Below are 18,551 nucleotides of genomic sequence, written 5' to 3'. Positions count from 1 at the left end.
AAAAGACTTATCTTTGTAACTATGAACTTTGAAGCATTAGTAAAACATATCAGCACGATACAGAACACGTTGCAGGCACAAGCCGCACACGCTGTAAACCTTGCCCTTACTTCCCGTAACTGGCTTATGGGTTGCTATATCGTAGAATTTGAGCAGAACGGAGAAGACCGTGCCGCCTACGGTGAACAACTGTTGAAGAAGCTGGAACAACGACTGAAAACAAAAGGTCTGAATGAACGTAGATTCCGTGAATTTAGGCGGTTGTACCTTGTTTATCCACAGCTAAAAGAACCTATCACACAATACATTGCATCACAAATTCAAATTCGGCAGTCATTGACCGCCGAATTCACTGAACCAATTCGGCGGTTAGTGACCGCCGAATCTGAAAATGGCGTTTGGAAACTATCAACAGAATACCCACAAACCGAAACATGGATGATTCCGGCTGATAGATTATTCAACAGATTATCTTCCACCCATTTAAACACTATATCGGGAATTGAGAACCCGGTAAAACGTGCTTTCTATGAAATGGAAACCATTCGTGGCTGCTGGTCTGTAAAGGAGTTGGAGCGACAAATCGCATCTTTATATTACGAACGTAGCGGACTATCCAAAAACAAAGAAGCCCTCTCCGCTTTAGTCCAGCAACAAGCAACCTTATTACAACCTAAAGATGTTATCAATACCCCTGTTACTTTGGAATTCTTAGGGTTGAATGAACGTGCATTAGTGACGGAAAACGATTTGGAACAATCCATTCTTGACAACCTGCAACACTTCCTGTTAGAAATGGGACATGGCTTCTGCTTTGAAGCCCGGCAAAAACGCATCTTGATTGATGAAGATTATTTCTTTGCCGACCTTGTGTTCTATCACCGTATTTTGAAATGTCATGTTATTGTAGAATTGAAGATAGACAAGTTCCACCATGAGTATGCTTCGCAACTAAATATGTATCTGAACTATTTCAAAGCGGAAGAGATGCAGCCGGATGATAATCCACCTATCGGTATTCTGCTTTGCACTGAAAAGGGAGATACATTAGTAAAGTATGCCACAGCCGGATTAGACCCAAATATCTTTGTACAGAAGTATAGGATAGAGCTTCCAACAGAAGAAGAAATAAAAGAGTTCATTTCCTCCTCAAACTATGAGAGTTACAAACTTTAAAATTGGCGAAAAGGAAAAAGGTTGTTTCTTCTTTCGCCAGCATATACTTTCAGTCAATAGAAATAAGTTTAGTTCGTTTTGGACATATATACAAAAGCACAAACTAAACTCACAATAAAGTGGATTAAAAAAAAAGAGAAGATGTTTTGACAAAGTCAGGAATCTATTTTTGCTTTTTGAGAGAACAACTCACGAAGTTATTCTATATTTCAATTGTAATTAGTTTATAGTATGGAAGATTTTAACTCACAATATGCCAACCATTCGAAATTAGAACAGCTAAAGCAGTTCATTTTGGAACATGGTACTTATATCGAACTCAAAAAGGGCGAACGATTCACTATTCAAGGCAAAGTGAATCATCGGGGAGCTTATATTGAACACGGCTTATTGAGATATACTCGTGTGGATGAAAAAGGAAACATACACATAGTAGGATATACTTTCTCCGGAGAATTTGCAGGAAGTTTATGCACTCTTATAGAACCCAATCAACCGTCATTAGTAACAATTGAAGCCGTTTGCGATACAAAGATTTGTTATATGTCCTATTCAAAAGTGGAGGAATTCTTTGCTGCAAATGTAGAAACCATGCAACTAAAATGTACGCTTGTTGAACAATCATACTTATTAATGTATCATAGATTAATGGATATGTACTGCAAGACCACAGCAGAGCTGTATCTTGACTTATTGAATAGATGCCCCGATATTCAAGAGTACATTACGTTAAAGGAGATTGCTTCTTTCTTGCAAGTCACACCGGAAACAATCAGTCGCATACGCCGTGGACTGAATAAATAGCTTACGATAATGAATGATTTTAATACATATCTCAACAATTTGGACTATTCCCATGTAAAAGATTTATTTGCGAGAAAAGGGATATTGCGTACTTACCATAAGAAAGATTTCTTTATCCGGCAAAATGAGGTGGAACGTTTTGCTGGATGGGTAAAACATGGCACATTTCAATATACGCATATTGACGAAGAAGGAGAAGAGCACATTGTGGGATATGCTTTTACCGATGAATTTGTATGTGACTATTCTTCTTTTATGAAAAGTTGTCTGTCAGCAGTGAGCATTCAAGCGTTAACAGACTGTTCTGTTTATGAAATATCACGCCATGATATTATAGAATGTTGGGAAACGAATATGGAAACTCAACGATTAGGAAGATATGTAGCTGAAAATCTATATGAAATGGTGTATGAACGATTGCTCGATTCGTATTGTACACCTGAAATACGATATCAAAGACTAATGAAACGTTGTCCTGACCTTAAAGATACTGTATCCTTGAAAAGTATAGCTTCTTTCTTAGGAGTTACTCCTGAAACAGTTAGTCGCATACGCCGCAAACTGGAGAAATAGCCAATCTTTTAACATCCATTATACCGGGGTCTTGACAATTGTCAAGACCTTTTTTCTTTATTCTTCCGTATTTTGCATTCATGATTTAATAACATTGATATGATACGTAAATTAACACAAGAAGAATATAATAATGCGGCTGATTTGTCCTATCAAGTATATATGGAATGTGGCAGGAATGATTTCACCCAAGAAGGTATTGAAACCTTTAAAAGTTTCGTGTATGACACATCGTTGATGAATACACTTGACATATATGGTGCTTTTGACAATCATTTATTGATAGGAATAATCGGTGTACATCAGGAAAGGCAACATATATCCCTCTTCTTTGTCTTGCCACACTATCATCGGCAAAGAATAGGGAAATCGCTATTTGACTATATGATGAGCAATTGTAATTTCACTTATATAACAGTTAATTCTTCAACCTATGCAGAAACTTTTTATACATCTTTAGGCTTCAAAAAAGTGGGTGAAAAAGAGATTAATAAAGGTATTGTTAGTATCCCTATGAAGAGAAATATATAATTATTGTCAATCACTTAAAATAGAGATAAGATGAAAAAGAAAATTACTTTATGTATGGTGCTTTCCACATTCATTATTTGCGCCATGTTATGTCTGACAAATTGTAGTAACGATGATGCCCCTACTTCTGTCTTCACCCCCGAAACCCTGAAGCAAACTACTTGGCAAGCGCAAATGACCGTGTACAATATCGAAGATGAGATAGAGTACACAAAACAATCCATTCTTCAGTTTACCAACGAATCAGAAGGCATTTATACAAGGACGAACGAAGAAGACGGATATATGTGGAACACAGATTTTACTTATCAAGTAAATGGAAAAATCATCACGTTCGACAACATAGCAGGTCCGTGGACAGTGCTGGAATACACAGAAACACACCTCGTAATGGAAGCCTATAATCCCAATAAGATGGTGTGGACGTTGGAGAAGATGTATTAACCTAAAAATAGCGGATATGAAGATTTCAACAATTCTCTTTTTCTGCCTACTAATGACAGCTTGTATACAGACAAAATCCTTTCACCGGATAAACGGCTGGTACTACGTAACATCACAGACTACAGACAGCCTTTCACAAACACCTTTCCTTACTGTTAAGGATTTCGATACTTTACGTTTGGAAACTGATGCTTTTGGACGCTCGGTCATTACCGGTGTCTTCCTCCAAGATAAATTGCCTATATGGAGAGAAGCCACAACAAAGAGTGTAGGAAAGTACATTGCTTTCGTTTTCAAGGACACGGTGATAACTGCCCCTCAGGTTAATAGCCCCATAGAAAGCGGATGTTTCCAAATTTCCAATCCGCATGGATATGATTTGGAACGTATCTTTAGGGAACTACAAAAAAAGTATTCCTATGATAAAAGGCATATAAACAAATGACTAATTTTACAATACATGGATAAAGATTTTACAATTAGAATTGCCCAACCGTCTGATGCCCTTGAAATCAAAGATTTATTTCAAGATACAGTCCTCAATATAAACAAACGTGATTATTCAAAAGCAGAAGTGGAAGATTGGGCATCGTGTGGAAACGACCTTTCCCATATAAAAGGAATGATTAAAACACATTATTTTATTGTAGCCACTAATCAACAGTCACAAATTGTCGGCTTTGCATCCATTACTCTACAAGGCTATTTGCATTCTATGTTTGTTCATAAAGATTTTCAAGGTAAAGGTATTGCTACGATACTTCTAAATGAAATAGAACGGTATGCAACTGCAACAGGACTTATACGGATTACATCAGAAGTAAGTTTAACAGCCCGCTCATTCTTTGAAAAAAGAGGCTATATAGTAGAGGAAGAACAAAAACGGAAAGCAAATATGCTTTCTCTCACCAATTTTTGGATGGCAAAGAAACTCAGCAAATGAAATCTTATAACGGTCGTATTCCTGCTTGTGGTGTATTTTGTGGTGGTTGCCCTGCATATACAAGAGAAAAAAGCCCCTGCAAAGGAGCAGAACTGAGTAACTCTCGATGCGAAAAATGTAAAACATTTCATTTGTGCTGCTTGGGAAAAGAAATAACACATTGTTTTCAATGTTCTGATTTTCCATGTGCCAAACTTAGAAGATTCACCAAAAGTTGGCTAAAATATGGACAGGACTTTATTGAAAATCAAAAACTTTTAAAAGATATAGGTGAAATTAATTTTCTAAAGTATTATAATGAAAAAGTTGAAGATTAAGTTTTATCTCTTTCTGAAAATAATATTCTTTTAGATAGATAGTTCTTAAATTAGAAATATATATACAATGAACAATAAGTACATATTACAACAGAGACTTTTCCGATTATTATCGGAATACTCACAGCGTAAAGTTTCTGCATCCGAATTGGAAGATGCTATTGAAGAATTGGCTATTCATGTAGCCAATTTCTGTATCAACGAACAAAATTATGGCGTATTACTACGTTATTTTTCTTTTGGCTTGTATCGTCTTAAATCGTATCGTGTACGGTTTGAGCAAGAAAAAAATACCCTATTTGCATTTAGTTGATGAAGCGATAGGACTTTTAAACACTGAAATACGCCTTATCGAATGGCGTATCAAGTACCCGGAACAGCTACAACAACGTACTAATAAGCAATCTCTTTCCCCTCTATTTCTCGCTGACAAGACAACCCTTATCAACATCATGGAAATGGTAAGCGGTCTGTTCCTCTCCAAAGACATCGTTTATCAGAATGGAAAGCCTGCCTATTTGGTGGATTTATCCAAAGGTTTTGAGTGGTTGTTTAACATCAAGATAAGCGACTGTCACCAAAAGCATGAGGACGTGATAAAACGAAAACCGGGCAAACTCACCGAATTTCTTAATGGACTGGCTGACCTTATCCGAAAAGAACATGACAAGAAAGGATATAGATAATCAGCAACTTATGGTTTATTTATAGGGGATTCCATTAGTTCCCCTGTAATTTCTTTGCATCCATTTTTAGAACTTTGCTTCATCAATCGATTGACAAATAAGAATGTATAACCTGAAACATGAAGCAATTATGTATATAGAGAATGACGAATTTGGTGAATGGATGCAGAAGCTGTACGCCAAACTGGAAGAACTTTGTAAGGATGTACGGGTACTACGCAATGCAGACAGGGTACTGCCCGAAGATGATAACCTGCTGGATAATCAGGACTTATGCCTGTTGTTCAAAGTTAGTATCAAAACCCTGCAACGCTACCGGGCTATCGGTGCGCTACCGTACTTCACTATCAGCGGAAAAGTGTATTACAAGGCTTCCGATGTAAGGGAGTTCATCAAAGAAAGGTTCAGTATTACCACGCTACGCCAGTTCGAGAAAGAACACTGTACGAAGAAAAAGAAGTAAATCTAAAAAGCCGGAACGGTGAATGTGCTTCATCATTTGTTCCGGCTTTCCTTGCTTATGGCTTGCCCAACTTATCGGCTTCTTTCTTTAGCTGTTCGGCTTGCTCGTTCAACAGTCTTGCACGCTCCAGTGCTTCCGCCTGCTTTTGGATGCGGTATTCAAAATCCATCACTGAATCGGTCAGACTTCGGATAAAACTGTTATCCCGTTGCCACTTGAACTTGTTTTCCAGCATATCAAAAGTTTCCCCGTCTGCCTGTCCTTGCATCAGCAAATAGCGGTATTTTATATCGTTGTCCTGCAACTGCTGCATACGTTCAGCCAAACGGACATTCAAGAATATGGAAACGGAACAGATAACCAGCACTGCCGAAAAAAGGAACAATCCCGGACGAATCCAAGAAGCGACCTTGTTGTAAATCCGTTGATAGAGCGGTAAGGGTGCGGCTTCCTCTTTATCCGTCTTGCAAGAGCCAAAAGTATCAAGCATTACCTTGAAACAACGGTAGGTTTCCAATACTATTTTCTTGGTGTCCTCGATATGTTTCTGCTGACCCTGCATCCTGTTCCTTATATCGTTAAGCTGGCTTCGGATAGCCTGCAAATCCTTTTCGGAAACAGCAGGGTTGCTGTGTAGTTCCGACAATGCCTGTTCGATTGCGTTCAGCCTTTCAAAAGTTTCCTCCCGACTGGCTGGCGTTACCTGTGCTTCCTGCTTCTCTTTCAGTTCAGTAACCATTGAGAGAAGCCCCTCTAAAATCAAATTTTCCTCCATACGCTTATAACTTTAGTTGTTTTTTCTTTTTTTTCTTCTTCTTTCTCAAAAAGGAATCATCGGGCATTTCATCAGCTGGAGAGGATGAAGCGGAGAACAGACCGCCCAAGCCTGCCAGTAACGGACTGTCGGCTTTGCCTGGTGTCTGCGCTGGCTCCTGAACAGGTACGGAAACTGTCTGCCGGTTGTTTCCGGCAGCGTTCAGTCCTGCATCCCCGAAACATTTATCCAGTTTGGAGAAACTGAAACTGCGGTCTATCTCCGAACCCTTGAACGTGTATTCACCTTTGGAAAAGGATATGCCCTGCACTTCGTTTGTCTGCCCTTTGTACTTGAACCGGATAGTAATACCCTTTTCCGCTAACCGCCCCTGTAACTGCTGCCAGTTTCGGGATTTGCCGATTTCATTCTTTACAGCGTTGTAAATCTCGTATTTCGATTTGTCCGGCTCTTTCAAGCGGTACTGCTTTACCTGTTCTTTCCCACCAGCAAAATAAAGCCCGTGTTTGGCTTTCAGCTTCTTGCATACCTGCTCGTTGCGGTACATATCGTTCCTGTCCGAAATGGTCTTGCCGTTGTTGTCTATACGGTTGAACACGATATGCACGTGCGGATGCTCCCGGTCTTGATGGCGCACGATGATATACTGCGTATCGGTGATTTTCATCTCACGCATATATTCCTTCGCAAGCTGTATCATTTTCTCGTCCGTCAATTTGGGTGTGTCCACCGGGGAATAGCTTAGCGCAATATGTCCGACAGGCTTTTTCAAGTCGGGATTCATCCCGGTCTGCATACAGAAGCTGCGGATTATATCTCCCCGGCTTTCTGTCAGTACCCCGTCTGCATGGAGCAAAGCCGCCTGTTCCTTGCCCAACACATAGTTCACGCAGCCCTTAAACCCGCTTCCCTTTTTTATTTTTCCAATCATCCGACAACTGGTTTATAATTTCGACAATCCTGTTTTTGAGTTTTACCAGTTCCACCGCCACCAGTGCGAACCCTCCGGCATTTGCCCGGTGCGCCAACTGGTTGATGTTGTTGGCTTCCCCTGCCAACTTGCGGATGGTGTCCGCATCCTGCCTGTTCAGCCGGGGTATGACCTCTGCCGAAACAACTGCCTGCCTTACATACTCACTGACACGCAACCCGGATTCCCCGGCTCGCTTTCTGATAGCGTAATACTGCAACTCGGTCAGCTTCGTGCTGACTACCCGTTGCTGCTTCTCTATCCGTTTCTTTGCCGGACGTCCCCCCGGCTTATCCTTTATATTCGTCATAGGTTTTTACGTTTAAATGGTGTCTTAAAAATTGCGACCAACGGGAGAAATTTTCTTTGCGATGAGCAAAGCAAGGTAGTTTCGGTCTACCGAAACATAACCTTGCTCTCCAAATCAAACCGCCTGCCGCTGGTAATCCTGCCGGACTAAATGCCCCTGCCCCTTTTCTGTCTTGGGGCGGCACGTTGTCCGGTTTCCTGCTTTATCTCCTGTGCGTGGCTGGCACTGTTCTCCTGTTCCTGCTTCCTGCCGCACAGGTAATCGTTCAAGTCCGAATACCCCCTGTAATTGTCCGAGAAGTCACGCACACGGTAGGAGTATTCCAATTCGATAGCCCGTGTCGCTTCATATCCTGCCTTGTCATTGTCAAGCATACAGTGGATGCGTTCATACGGGTACAGCACGTTGATGGCTTTCGGCACATTGACAGTAGAGTTGAGTATGACATAATCCTGCCTGTCAAGGTCGGGCATGGTCGGGCAGTTCTTCATCCGGAGCGTGAGGAAAGAAAGATAGTCCATAAAACCCTCGAATACCAAACACTTCTCTCTCGTCTCTCCCTGCTGCCGTATATGGGTGATGTCTTTCGGGGCGATGCAGCCCTTAAAAAAGGAATTGCGAACCTCGTAACCTCCTGCCATATTCGGGAAACCGATAGCAAAGAACGGTCTGCCGTTATTGGTAAAATGTAGTTCCTTACATTCTCTTTTTGCCAGTTCGATATTGATACCCCGTCCCTCCAAGTAACGGAGCAATGCGGGATGGGTCAAGTCACGGACTTCCAAATGTTGGAAACTCGGTTCTGTCCTACGCTGGGGAAAAGAAAAACTGACCGGGCGGACGTGCGGTGTCTGTTCCGCTATCCGGTTTAAAAGGTATGGCAGACTATCAGAGCAATAGAGTTCCTTTGCCAATGCGATGATGTTGCCGCCCTTGCCTGCGCCAAAGTCATACCAAAGGTTGCGGTCAGTATTCACCTTGAAAGACGGTTCGTGTTCCTCCCTTAACGGTGATTTGTACCATAAGCCGTTGCCCTGCTGCTTGACAGGAGAGTAGCCTAAACTGTGCAGATAGTCTGCGATGGGTATTTGTTTCACATCTTCGATGTTCATAACATTTTCTTTTTTGGGGATTAAAAAATAGTTGAAAAGTGCGCCAGTCCTGTTTAGTCCGTTATATATATACCCGTACCATACTAAACCTGCCTGTTCCGATACAGGGAAATAGTAAGTCCGTTCCTCTTATATATACACCCGGACTAAACCAAACTGACTTTTAATAATGGAAATCGGGATTATAGCGGTAGCCCTTGCCCTCTTTCACAATCATACGCTTGTTCACAAGGAACTTGTTAAGTGACACAAGGACATTGCGTCCACGTTCGTAGCCGATACTCGCATAACCCTGTTTCAATGCCGCTATGACATTGGAATAGCCTTGTACCACCTGCTTGCCGAAACCGTTCTCCAACGCTTTCCGGTGTTGCTGTTCGGTCAGTTCCGTAAGCGGAAAGTTCCTGTCCTGCTTAGGTTGTTGGAATACATAACCGTCCACGATTTCGGGCAAAGCGTTGTCATTGATACGGAATGCGAACGGGTCAAATTCCCGGTCACGTATGTGCATCGCCTTTACCTCGCTTATGTTGCCGTCCTGCTGGCTTTTCGTGATTTGCAGGACGGTTTCAGCCTTGTTGTTCAGCTCCGTACCAATATGTCCCCTTGTGTTGTCATCCCCCTTGTTCAAATGCAGTACAGTATGGATATGCAGGTTATATCCGCTTGACCAGCGCATCAAGAGGTTGATTAGGTCAGTCGATTCACTGGGGCTGTTGATGTCAGACATCAAGTCACGGATTCCGTCAATAATGAGTAACCCCACATCGGGCATATTTTCAAGCATATAGCCGATAATCTGTTTCCGCTTGTCGGGTGTCTGCTCCCTTAGCACGATGAAAACAAAATCGTCTCTGTCCTTGTCGGTAGGCAGTCCGGCAAGTCGTAAAATACGCTCCATGACCTTGTGGCAATGGTATTTACTCTGCTCTGTATCGACATAGAGGATTTTCCGTTTGTTCGGTGGCAGGTATGCCGAATACTTCAGTACTTCGTCATTCTTCAACGCTGCCGCAACGATAGCGGAAATGTTGAATGTCTTTTTGCTCTTGGCTTTACCCGTGGATGCACTGAAATTACCCAGCGTGCCAATGGTAGAGCCGTTCACCCAGAGTATTTCGGGCGGTACTTCGTAAGTGTCCGTCACCTTTAGATGAATGGTTTTCCAAAGAACTGCGAAATCCTCTTTCTGCATAGTGACGTCCTGCCCAGCTTCTGTCGCTTTTCTATTTTCCATAACCGTTATTTCTTTAGAGGACGGTTAAGGATATATTTCTGCGCTTCCTGCTCTATCTGTGCCTGCGTCTGACCGGGTTCTGACGCAACCATGCTTCCAACTCCGCTTTCTCAAAATAAAGCATTTTGCCCTGCGGCTTGTAATGGGGTATCAAGTTACCCGAAGTCAACTTGTACAGGTAACTTTTAGAAAGGTTCAAGAACCTGCTCGCTTCATCGAAGCTAAGCACATTCTTTGAAAGGAACACTAATTTTTCGAGTTCTGAAACTCTTAACTCTAAATCTCTTTCCATATTGTTTAGGAATTTAGGTGAAACAATATGAAGGTGCGCACCCTCGTTTTTTTTGTTAACGGGGGCAAAGTTAAGAGGTTGAAAATGAAGTCTAATTGACCTTTGTTTGAGCGTTCAATCTATGCTCAACCTTTTTTCAGTTGTTTGATGTACTTGTCTATGATTTCATATCCTTTCGGATAGATGTTTTTTGCTTGGTCTGTTGCACTGGATAAGTCAGTACGTGTAAGTGGTTCTCCTTTTATCTTTCCTAATATCAGCTTGTTATTTGCTATGACAGACTGCCATTCATAAACAATGTAATTATAGCAGCCAAGCTGCATCATAAGATAGGCTAACAGACGGGTATTATTAACTTTCAATACCCCATTCAGTTTGCAGCTGAAAAAATCGGTAAGTATTTTGGCACTGACGGTAGTAGTAAACATATTCGCTTCATTCACACAGTCGGTCAGAAGTTTGATTTCATTGGCTTTCAACGTGGACTTGAAAGGATTGCTTTTGCCCACAATCTTGGTTGGATTAGTATCTGCACTTTCCTCTTTCTCTTTTGGCAAGACTTGCTCTTGGATGGCAACCGCATCTGTATGGTAATTGCTTTCCTGTTCTTGCAGATAGCGCAAATACTTGGAAAGCACGACAAGATTAACGATAATGGACAAATAGGGAAGCCGCCCATCATAACAGGACGGTTCATGCAAATATGCGTCCATATCAAAATCAGAGCAGCGGAAACCGATATACTTTTTTCTTTCATCAGAATTCAAGTCCTCAAAATAACCGCTTTCCCACAAAAAATCGGGAATATCCATATCCAATACAATGTTACGCACGACACGGTATTTTTGTTGGATGGCTACAATATTTTCAGTCACACGGAAAATTTCTTGCCGCAAATAATCCTTTAGCTGAGCTTGCGTCAAATATTCACGTTTTAAAAATAGTGCATCTACTTTAGTTTTATAGTCATGAGCTATACAACTATCTAATATCTTCTGTATTTCTCTGAAATTGTTTTCCATATGATTTTCCATAATCGTGCGCCTTTAAACGTTCTTACTACAAATATAAGGTAAGAATCTCACTTTTTCCGAAAACATCGGCAATAATAAGGTAGATAAAGATAGGATAAGCGTTAAGAAATTATAAAGATATGGGGAAGAAAACTATTAAAGTACACCTTTTCTTTGTATTCGTCATTCAGTACACATTTAGTACGCCCTATAAAAGCAGAAAACCCTGATAATCAGGTGATTATCAGGGTTTATTCGTACCCAGAGCCGGGATCGAACCGGCATGGAAGTGAATCCACTGGTGTTTGAGACCAGCGCGTCTACCAATTCCGCCATCTGGGCATTTGCTTTTTTGCTAATGCGTTGCAAAGGTACGCATATTTTTTATTTGTGCAAGCGTTCAGCGATTTTTTTTCAAATTATCTATAGCTTTCGGGGAATAATATAAGATAGGAGAATAAATACCGGATTATTTCGTTAACTTTGTAAGAGTATAATTAAAAAAACAACCTGTGTATCATGAAAGATAATTATTGCGTTATCATGGGTGGAGGGATTGGCAGTCGCTTCTGGCCTTTTAGCAGAGAAAGTTATCCAAAACAATTCTTAGATTTTTTCGGGACCGGACGTTCCCTGTTGCAAATGACTTTCGATCGTTTTTCCAAAATCATCCCGGTAGAAAATATTTTTATCGTTACTAACGAAGCTTACGCCGACTTGATTAAAGAACAGTTGCCCGAATTGAAAGAAGACCAGATCCTGCTGGAACCGGCACGTAGAAATACAGCTCCTTGTATTGCTTACGCTGCTTACCATATAAGAGCATGTAATCCGAATGCCAATATTGTTGTTGCCCCTTCCGATCATCTGATCCTGAAAGAAGATATATTTCTGAAAGACGTTCAGAAAGGATTGGATTTTGTAAAGAACAATAATGCATTGGTTACGTTGGGTATCAAACCGAGCCGTCCTGAAACAGGTTATGGTTATATCCAGAGCAGCGATTCCATGCTGGGAGAATTTACCAAGGTGAAGACTTTTACGGAGAAACCGAATCTGGAATTGGCAAAAGTCTTTTATGAAAGCGGTGAGTTTTTCTGGAATTCAGGTCTGTTTGTATGGAACGTAAATACAATTCTGGAAGCTTTTGCCAAATATCTTCCGGATATTGCCGTTCGGTTTGACCTGGGTAAGGATAAGTTCAATACGGAAAACGAACGTGAGTTTATACATGAGAACTTCCCTTATTGCCTGAAGATTTCCATCGACTACGGTATTATGGAGAAGGCGGATAATGTGTATATGTTATGTACTGATTTCGGTTGGGCAGACTTGGGTACTTGGGGGTCCTTGTTTGATTTGGCTCCGAAAGATGAAAATAATAATGCTGTATTGAAGAATAGTAATGCATTGCTTTATGAAAGTTCAGGAAATGTAATTGCCGTAGGTAATTCAAAAAGACTGGCTGTGATTCAGGGTGTTGAAGATTGCATCGTGGCTGAATCGGGAAATGTATTGCTTATCTGCAAAAAAGATGACGAACAGCGTATCAAGCAGTTTGTGGCAGATGCACAGATAAAATACGGGAAAGAATTTAATTAAACCATTTCTTTCCCAGATAATGCACGGGATACCAGGCGGCCATGAATCCAATGGCCGCTACCGTAATAAATGCAATCAGGGCATCAGTGAACATCACCCGCACCGGATATGCGTCGATAATAAAAGCACCTGCTGTTTGTCCCAATTTAATCAATCCGAATTGTCGCTGTAAAAAGCACAATGCCAGACCGATCACAATCCCTATCAGAGCTCCGAATCCGGAGATCATCCAGCCTTCAAATAGAAAGATACGACGGATAAGTTTATTGTCAGCCCCCATATTCCGAAGGGTATGTACGTCATCTTTCTTTTCTATCATCAGCATAGACAGCGAACCGACTACGTTGAACAAGGCGATTGTCAGGATAAATGAAAGTATCAGGTAAGTGATCCATTTTTCTACCTGCATCATTTTGAAGGATGCTTCCTGTTGTTCGTAACGGTCTTGTATGATAAACCGGTCACCCAGGATGGATTTGAGCTGCTTTTTGACTGAAGATATGTTGGCTCCGTCAGCAATTTTCAGTTCGATGGAGGTGACTTCCTTGTCGTATTTATATAACTCACGTACCAGTGAAAGGGGGAGTATCATGTATCCTTCGTCGTATACCTGCTGGTTAATCATAAAGACTCCGCCTATATAGGCATATTCCTGACTGAATGAAGAAGCCGGGTTGGATAAATTGACTTTTTCATTCCGTTTGGGAACATAAATCTCCAGCGGAGAAGCGAATCCTGGTTTGGCTCCCAGTTTGGATGACAGTCCGACTCCGAGAATGGCATAATCGGTTACTTCGTCTTTCAGGATGAAGCTGCCGTCTATCAGTACGCTGTCTATTTGGGTCAGATGGCTGAAGTTGTCGTCCACCCCTTTGATTATTGCCACATCCTGACGGTCGTGATAGCGTATTAATGCATTATCCTGAAGAACTTCTCCGAAATAGGCAATATCGGGTAATTGTTTTACCTGTTGGAATTCGGCAGTTGTCGGGTCGAACACTTTCCCGGTGCGGGGAGTGATCTTCAACTCCGGGTCGAAACTGCTGAACATGTCTGCTACCAGGTCATTGAACCCGTTATAGACCGACAGTGCACAAACAACTGCGGTGGTAGCAATGACTACACCGCAGACACATACCATCGAAATAATATTGATGGCATTGTGGGATTTCTTCGAAAAGAGGTACCGTCGGGCTATATAAAACGAAAGGTTCAACGCTTGATTCTCTTATTTCTGTAACAGTTTGTCAATGTTTTCAATATAATCCAGCGAATCGTCAATGAAGAAACTCAGTTCCGGGATAATGCGGACCTGTTTTCCTATACGTTTACCCAAATCGAAACGGATCGCTTTGGTATTTGCACGGATCGATTCCAGTAACTCTTTCCCTTTTTCGGAAGGGAAGATACTCAGGTATGCTTTGGCAACGCCCAGGTCGGGGCTGACGCGTACCGCACTTACAGAAATCAATATACCCGGCATTCCCTGGGTCTGTTTCTGGAAAATATCGCCCAATTCTTTCTGGATCAGACGACCTATCTTGTTCAGTCTTGTACTTTCCATATCGTTATCAATTTATTTTTTCCATATCATTGTCAGACCGTCGCGAAGCGGAAGGATCACTTTCTCCACCCGGGGGTCTTCTTTTATTTTATCATTAAAACTAAGTATTCCGATGGTTTGTTTATCTGACGGGTGAGGTTTTTCCAAAACTTTACCATCCCACAGGGTGTTATCGGCCAGGATCAGGCCTCCCGGACGCACTTTGGGAAATACCAGATCGTAATAGTCGGAATACAAGCGTTTGTCGGCATCGATAAATACCAGGTCGAATGTTTCGTCCAGTTCCGGTATGATTTTCATTGCATCGCCTATATGCAGCTTTATTTTATCTTTCAGGGGAGAGCGTGAGAGATATTTCATGATGAAATCTTCCATTTCATCATTGATCTCGAGTGTATGGATCAGGGCGTCGTCTTCGGTTCCTTCGGCCAGGCAGAGCGTGGCGTAACCGGTGTAGGTCCCTATTTCCAATACACGGCGGGGACGAAGCATGCGACAAAACATTTTCAGTATCCGTCCTTGCAGATGGCCGGACAGCATACGGGGACGCAAGAGATTGACATTGGCATCGCGGTTTAACGCGGATAACAATGCGCCTTCTTCGTCGCTGTGATTGAGAATGTATTCGTCTAATGTCATTTAAATAAAGAATGTTTATGCTTCAAATATACGAAAAAAGATGTAGCAAAAGCGTTTTACCGACTTTTGCAACACCTTTTCCTGTTTTATTTTATTTATTCCTTAAAGGTCGGGAGTGAATATTTACTTCCGGCATCCAACACTTTTCCAACGTTGTTGATTTCGAGGAATGTTGTGCCGCCACCTTCACCGAAGCTGCCGCTCAGGTAAGCAACCATGTCGTTACGGGTGATACGTCCGCTCTTAATCAATTCGTTCAGTGCGCTGTAGAAATAACCGCGACGGCTGTCATCCCACGGCTGATATACGGCCCATACGCCATATGACAGAGAAAGCATGCGGGTTACGCGTGGGTTATAGCAGATGGCAAATACCGTTGAGGTACCACGGAAAGCGGCCAGGTAACGGGCTGTACGTCCGGTGTGGCTGTCGGTGATGATTGCCTTTACATGTAGCTTGTTGGAAGATTTTACCGCCTGTTTTGCCAGGAATGAAGTGACGTCCAGGTCGTTACCTTCGATAGGTACGCGGATGTCATTGGCAGCCAGCTTGGTCTTTTCAGCTTCGCGGGCAACCTTAGTCATTGTCTGGACTGCTTCCAACGGATATTTACCGTAAGCTGTTTCACCGCTAAGCATCAATGCGTCTGTGCGGTAATAGATTGCGTTGGCAATATCGGTTACTTCCGCACGGGTAGGACGCGGATTCTTGATCATGGAGTGAAGCATCTGGGTCGCAACGATCACCGGCTTTTTCACTTCCACGCATTTGCGGATCAACACACGCTGGATTCCCGGAATCTTTTCGGCCGGAACTTCGATACCCAGGTCACCGCGGGCGATCATGATACCGTAAGCTACTTCCAGGATTTCATCGATATTGTCGACACCTTCCTGGTTTTCGATCTTGGCAATGATCTTGATCGGACTTTTATGTTCGTCCAGGATATGTTGTATATCCAATACATCCTGTTTGTTTCTTACGAAAGAGTGAGCAATGAAATCCAGTTCGTTTTCAATCGCCCAAAGAATATTTTTACGGTCTTTCTCTGTCAGTGAAGGGAGGTTGATGCGTACACCGGGGACGTTCACGCTTTTGCGGCTTCCTAATGTAGCGTCGTTCTGCACTTCACAGAGCAGATAATCATCCTGTTTCTCGATGACTTTCAGTTCCAGGTCGCCGTCGTCGATCAGGACGTCGCTGCCGATGGTCAGGTCGCCGACAAAGTTTTTGTATGAAACATAAATGCAATCACGGGTTGTCTCTTTTTCCGGATCACCGATTATCTTAACGGTGTCGCCGGTTGTAAAAGGTATTGGCTCTTTTGCCGTAGTGGTACGTACTTCCGGGCCTTTGGTATCCATCAATATACCGATGCGGTCGGATACTTCGCGTACATTTGTAACAACACGGTTTAAACCTTCTTCCATCATGTGGGCCGTATTCAGGCGCACAACATTCATTCCTGCATTGTACAGTGAGCGGACAAATTCCACATCACAACGTTGATCAGAAATTGTAGCAACAATCTTCGTATGCTTTAACATATACCTTAAATATTATAACCTATTATTTACTTTTTAGTCGTTGGCAGTTGGCTGCTGCATAAGCGCTTCGAGCGCCAGCCGGTATGAATCCAGACCGAATCCCAGTATAACCCCTTTGCAGGCAGCAGAGATCATCGATACATGACGGAATGATTCGCGTGCATGTACATTTGAAATATGTACTTCTATAACCGGGGTAGTCACTGCTTTTATGGCGTCGTGCAATGCGATGGATGTATGTGTATATGCTCCCGCATTCATTATAATCCCATCGTATTCAAAACCCGTTTCATGGATTTTGTCAATCATTTCGCCTTCTATATTACTCTGAAAGTAAGCAATTTCGCATTGGGGATACCGGGCGCGTAATTCGTCCAGATAACCTTCGAAAGAAGCATTACCATATACTGTTGGCTCGCGTTTGCCCAACAGGTTAAGATTAGGACCGTTAATAATCTGAATCTTCTTCATTTGCTGTAACTTTATTACCTTTGCACCACCTGGTACGGGCTGAAAATATCCGGCAAAGGTAATGATTTTATTTGATACATACATAATTGCCTGTGTACAATGCAACAAGGAAATAATATAATCGACAAATATAAGACCTGGCTCCGGCTGGAAAAGTCTCTATCTGCCAATTCGATAGAAGCTTACCTGACTGACCTGGACAAACTCATTCGCTTCGTGGAAAGTGAAGGGAAAGACTTTGCTACGATCTCTTATCAGGATTTACAGCAGTTCGTAGCCCAGTTGCGTGATATAGGAATCCATCCGCGTTCGCAGGCCCGCATCATATCCGGTATAAAATCGTTCTACCGCTTTCTTTTACTCGACGAGTATATAACAGCCGACCCGACGGAATTGTTGGAATCGCCCAAGATCGGATTGAAGCTGCCCGAGGTATTGACGGTCAATGAGATAAATGATATATTGGATACGATAGACCTTTCTTTGCCGGAAGGGCAGCGCAATCGGGCTATGCTGGAGGTGTTGTATAGCTGCGGCCTGCGTGTTTCCGAGTTGATCTCTTTGCGTTATTCGGATGTTTATTTTGATGAAGGTTTTATCAGGGTGGAGGGTAAAGGAAGCAAGCAACGCCTGGTTCCGATTTCTGAGACGGCTATCCGGGAGATAAAGAATTATCTGCTGGACCGTAACCGGATGGTGGTGAAAAAAGGATTCGAAGATATTTTATTCCTGAGTCGCCGGGGCACGGCTCTTTCCCGTATCATGGTTTTTCATATTATCAAGCAGCAGACGGAGATGGCAGGCGTTCATAAAAATGTCAGTCCGCATACGTTCCGGCATTCTTTTGCGACCCATTTGCTGGAAGGCGGTGCCAACCTGCGGGCTATCCAGGAGATGCTGGGGCATGAGAAGATAACGACTACCGAGATTTATACACATATCGACCGGCAGTTTCTCCGGAAGGAAATACTGGAACACCATCCCCGGAGCCGTCGGCGGGAATGAGATGTATCATATATTATGAGAATGGATTCGTATAATATATGATATTTGATTCGCATAATATGTGAGATTATATTCTC

The 18,551-nt window shown here is 42.3% G+C and carries 24 protein-coding genes, 1 tRNA gene and 1 pseudogene; 13 read left to right on the top strand and 13 right to left on the bottom strand.

Annotation, left to right across the window (positions count from 1 at the left end; all coding sequences use genetic code 11):
• The first annotated feature begins 21 nt into the window (after positions 1 to 21).
• The 11 genes from DWW91_RS03235 (at position 22) to DWW91_RS03185 (ending at position 5,937) form a co-directional block, all read left to right on the top strand.
• On the top strand, positions 22 to 1,176 hold the full coding sequence (locus tag DWW91_RS03235) for a YhcG family protein (RefSeq protein WP_122326926.1): 1,155 nt from the start codon (positions 22 to 24) through the stop codon (positions 1,174 to 1,176).
• A gap of 231 nt (positions 1,177 to 1,407) precedes the next feature.
• Positions 1,408 to 1,980 carry a Crp/Fnr family transcriptional regulator gene (locus tag DWW91_RS03230; RefSeq protein WP_015546401.1) on the top strand — a complete coding sequence of 191 codons (573 nt, stop codon included), beginning with the start codon at positions 1,408 to 1,410 and terminating at the stop codon, positions 1,978 to 1,980.
• 9 nt (positions 1,981 to 1,989) lie between these two features.
• Positions 1,990 to 2,553, top strand: coding sequence for a Crp/Fnr family transcriptional regulator (locus tag DWW91_RS03225; RefSeq protein WP_057328416.1), 564 nt, complete (start codon positions 1,990 to 1,992; stop codon positions 2,551 to 2,553).
• A gap of 99 nt (positions 2,554 to 2,652) precedes the next feature.
• Positions 2,653 to 3,084, top strand: coding sequence for a GNAT family N-acetyltransferase (locus tag DWW91_RS03220; protein ID WP_057098940.1), 432 nt, complete (start codon positions 2,653 to 2,655; stop codon positions 3,082 to 3,084).
• A 30-nt stretch (positions 3,085 to 3,114) separates the two neighbouring features.
• Positions 3,115 to 3,528 carry a hypothetical protein gene (locus tag DWW91_RS03215; RefSeq protein WP_057328417.1) on the top strand — a complete coding sequence of 138 codons (414 nt, stop codon included), beginning with the start codon at positions 3,115 to 3,117 and terminating at the stop codon, positions 3,526 to 3,528.
• Between the two features lie 16 nt (positions 3,529 to 3,544).
• The gene (locus DWW91_RS03210; RefSeq protein ID WP_009860055.1) at positions 3,545 to 3,973 is read left to right on the top strand and encodes a hypothetical protein; all 429 of its coding nucleotides are present in this window, start codon (positions 3,545 to 3,547) and stop codon (positions 3,971 to 3,973) included.
• A gap of 15 nt (positions 3,974 to 3,988) precedes the next feature.
• A complete protein-coding gene (locus DWW91_RS03205) occupies positions 3,989 to 4,471 on the top strand; it encodes a GNAT family N-acetyltransferase (protein ID WP_009860054.1) in 483 nt (160 codons plus the stop codon).
• Complete coding sequence (locus DWW91_RS03200; protein ID WP_005802209.1) at positions 4,468 to 4,788, top strand: DUF3795 domain-containing protein; 321 nt, start codon at positions 4,468 to 4,470, stop codon at positions 4,786 to 4,788. The genes DWW91_RS03205 and DWW91_RS03200 overlap by 4 nt, the downstream gene beginning before the upstream one ends.
• A gap of 67 nt (positions 4,789 to 4,855) precedes the next feature.
• Positions 4,856 to 5,101 carry a hypothetical protein gene (locus DWW91_RS27980; protein ID WP_122326925.1) on the top strand — a complete coding sequence of 82 codons (246 nt, stop codon included), beginning with the start codon at positions 4,856 to 4,858 and terminating at the stop codon, positions 5,099 to 5,101.
• Positions 5,055 to 5,474: an RteC domain-containing protein gene (locus DWW91_RS03190; RefSeq protein WP_009860053.1), complete on the top strand. Its 420-nt coding sequence runs from the start codon at positions 5,055 to 5,057 to the stop codon at positions 5,472 to 5,474. Before DWW91_RS27980 ends, DWW91_RS03190 begins: the two co-directional genes overlap by 47 nt.
• A 130-nt stretch (positions 5,475 to 5,604) precedes the next feature.
• Entirely contained in the window at positions 5,605 to 5,937 is a 333-nt protein-coding gene (locus DWW91_RS03185) for a helix-turn-helix domain-containing protein (RefSeq protein ID WP_005802205.1), read from the top strand.
• A 55-nt stretch (positions 5,938 to 5,992) separates the two neighbouring features.
• On the opposite strand, the gene DWW91_RS03180 is transcribed toward DWW91_RS03185, so the two are convergent.
• The 8 genes and pseudogenes from DWW91_RS03180 to DWW91_RS03145 all read right to left on the bottom strand — a co-directional run bounded on the left by DWW91_RS03180 (position 5,993) and on the right by DWW91_RS03145 (position 11,988).
• Entirely contained in the window at positions 5,993 to 6,712 is a 720-nt protein-coding gene (locus DWW91_RS03180; RefSeq protein WP_122326924.1) for a hypothetical protein, read from the bottom strand.
• 4 nt (positions 6,713 to 6,716) lie between these two features.
• Entirely contained in the window at positions 6,717 to 7,643 is a 927-nt protein-coding gene (locus tag DWW91_RS03175; RefSeq protein ID WP_057328419.1) for a relaxase/mobilization nuclease domain-containing protein, read from the bottom strand.
• Positions 7,609 to 7,992: a MobC family plasmid mobilization relaxosome protein gene (locus DWW91_RS03170; protein WP_007479984.1), complete on the bottom strand. Its 384-nt coding sequence runs from the start codon at positions 7,990 to 7,992 to the stop codon at positions 7,609 to 7,611. The genes DWW91_RS03175 and DWW91_RS03170 overlap by 35 nt, the downstream gene beginning before the upstream one ends.
• A 146-nt stretch (positions 7,993 to 8,138) precedes the next feature.
• Positions 8,139 to 9,104 (bottom strand): toprim domain-containing protein, encoded by a 966-nt coding sequence (locus DWW91_RS03165; RefSeq protein ID WP_057328420.1) that lies wholly within the window; start codon positions 9,102 to 9,104, stop codon positions 8,139 to 8,141.
• Between the two features lie 163 nt (positions 9,105 to 9,267).
• Complete coding sequence (locus tag DWW91_RS03160) at positions 9,268 to 10,341, bottom strand: AAA family ATPase (RefSeq protein WP_057328421.1); 1,074 nt, start codon at positions 10,339 to 10,341, stop codon at positions 9,268 to 9,270.
• A 5-nt stretch (positions 10,342 to 10,346) separates the two neighbouring features.
• Positions 10,347 to 10,633: pseudogene (locus DWW91_RS03155) on the bottom strand (helix-turn-helix domain-containing protein).
• A 125-nt stretch (positions 10,634 to 10,758) separates the two neighbouring features.
• The gene (locus DWW91_RS03150) at positions 10,759 to 11,667 is read right to left on the bottom strand and encodes a hypothetical protein (protein WP_057328422.1); all 909 of its coding nucleotides are present in this window, start codon (positions 11,665 to 11,667) and stop codon (positions 10,759 to 10,761) included.
• A 237-nt stretch (positions 11,668 to 11,904) separates the two neighbouring features.
• Positions 11,905 to 11,988: transfer RNA gene (locus DWW91_RS03145), tRNA-Leu, on the bottom strand.
• A 177-nt stretch (positions 11,989 to 12,165) separates the two neighbouring features.
• On the opposite strand from DWW91_RS03145, the gene DWW91_RS03140 reads away from it, so the two are divergent.
• The gene (locus DWW91_RS03140) at positions 12,166 to 13,248 is read left to right on the top strand and encodes a mannose-1-phosphate guanylyltransferase (RefSeq protein WP_010800895.1); all 1,083 of its coding nucleotides are present in this window, start codon (positions 12,166 to 12,168) and stop codon (positions 13,246 to 13,248) included.
• Here DWW91_RS03140 and DWW91_RS03135 read toward each other — a convergent pair.
• The 5 genes from DWW91_RS03135 to aroQ form a co-directional block, all read right to left on the bottom strand.
• The gene (locus tag DWW91_RS03135; protein WP_009860045.1) at positions 13,241 to 14,464 is read right to left on the bottom strand and encodes an ABC transporter permease; all 1,224 of its coding nucleotides are present in this window, start codon (positions 14,462 to 14,464) and stop codon (positions 13,241 to 13,243) included. The genes DWW91_RS03140 and DWW91_RS03135 overlap by 8 nt on opposite strands.
• Before the next feature lie 12 nt (positions 14,465 to 14,476).
• Complete coding sequence (gene rbfA / locus DWW91_RS03130) at positions 14,477 to 14,812, bottom strand: 30S ribosome-binding factor RbfA (protein ID WP_010800893.1); 336 nt, start codon at positions 14,810 to 14,812, stop codon at positions 14,477 to 14,479.
• A gap of 12 nt (positions 14,813 to 14,824) precedes the next feature.
• Positions 14,825 to 15,451, bottom strand: a complete 627-nt coding sequence (locus DWW91_RS03125; protein WP_010800892.1) for an O-methyltransferase — start codon at positions 15,449 to 15,451, stop codon at positions 14,825 to 14,827.
• Positions 15,452 to 15,546: 95 nt separating this feature from the next.
• Complete coding sequence (gene pyk, locus DWW91_RS03120; RefSeq protein WP_122326923.1) at positions 15,547 to 16,998, bottom strand: pyruvate kinase; 1,452 nt, start codon at positions 16,996 to 16,998, stop codon at positions 15,547 to 15,549.
• A gap of 33 nt (positions 16,999 to 17,031) precedes the next feature.
• A complete protein-coding gene (gene aroQ, locus DWW91_RS03115; protein ID WP_009860041.1) occupies positions 17,032 to 17,469 on the bottom strand; it encodes a type II 3-dehydroquinate dehydratase in 438 nt (145 codons plus the stop codon).
• Positions 17,470 to 17,568: 99 nt separating this feature from the next.
• Here aroQ and xerD point away from each other — a divergent pair, with 99 nt between their 5' ends.
• Positions 17,569 to 18,474, top strand: coding sequence for a site-specific tyrosine recombinase XerD (xerD, locus tag DWW91_RS03110; RefSeq protein WP_009860040.1), 906 nt, complete (start codon positions 17,569 to 17,571; stop codon positions 18,472 to 18,474).
• The last annotated feature ends 77 nt before the right edge of the window (positions 18,475 to 18,551 follow it).

This window comes from Parabacteroides sp. AF17-3, from assembly GCF_003635445.1.
Lineage (GTDB): Bacteria > Bacteroidota > Bacteroidia > Bacteroidales > Tannerellaceae > Parabacteroides > Parabacteroides goldsteinii.
Note: the sequence above shows the minus strand (reverse complement) of the source record. Positions and strands in the feature narration are given on the sequence as shown.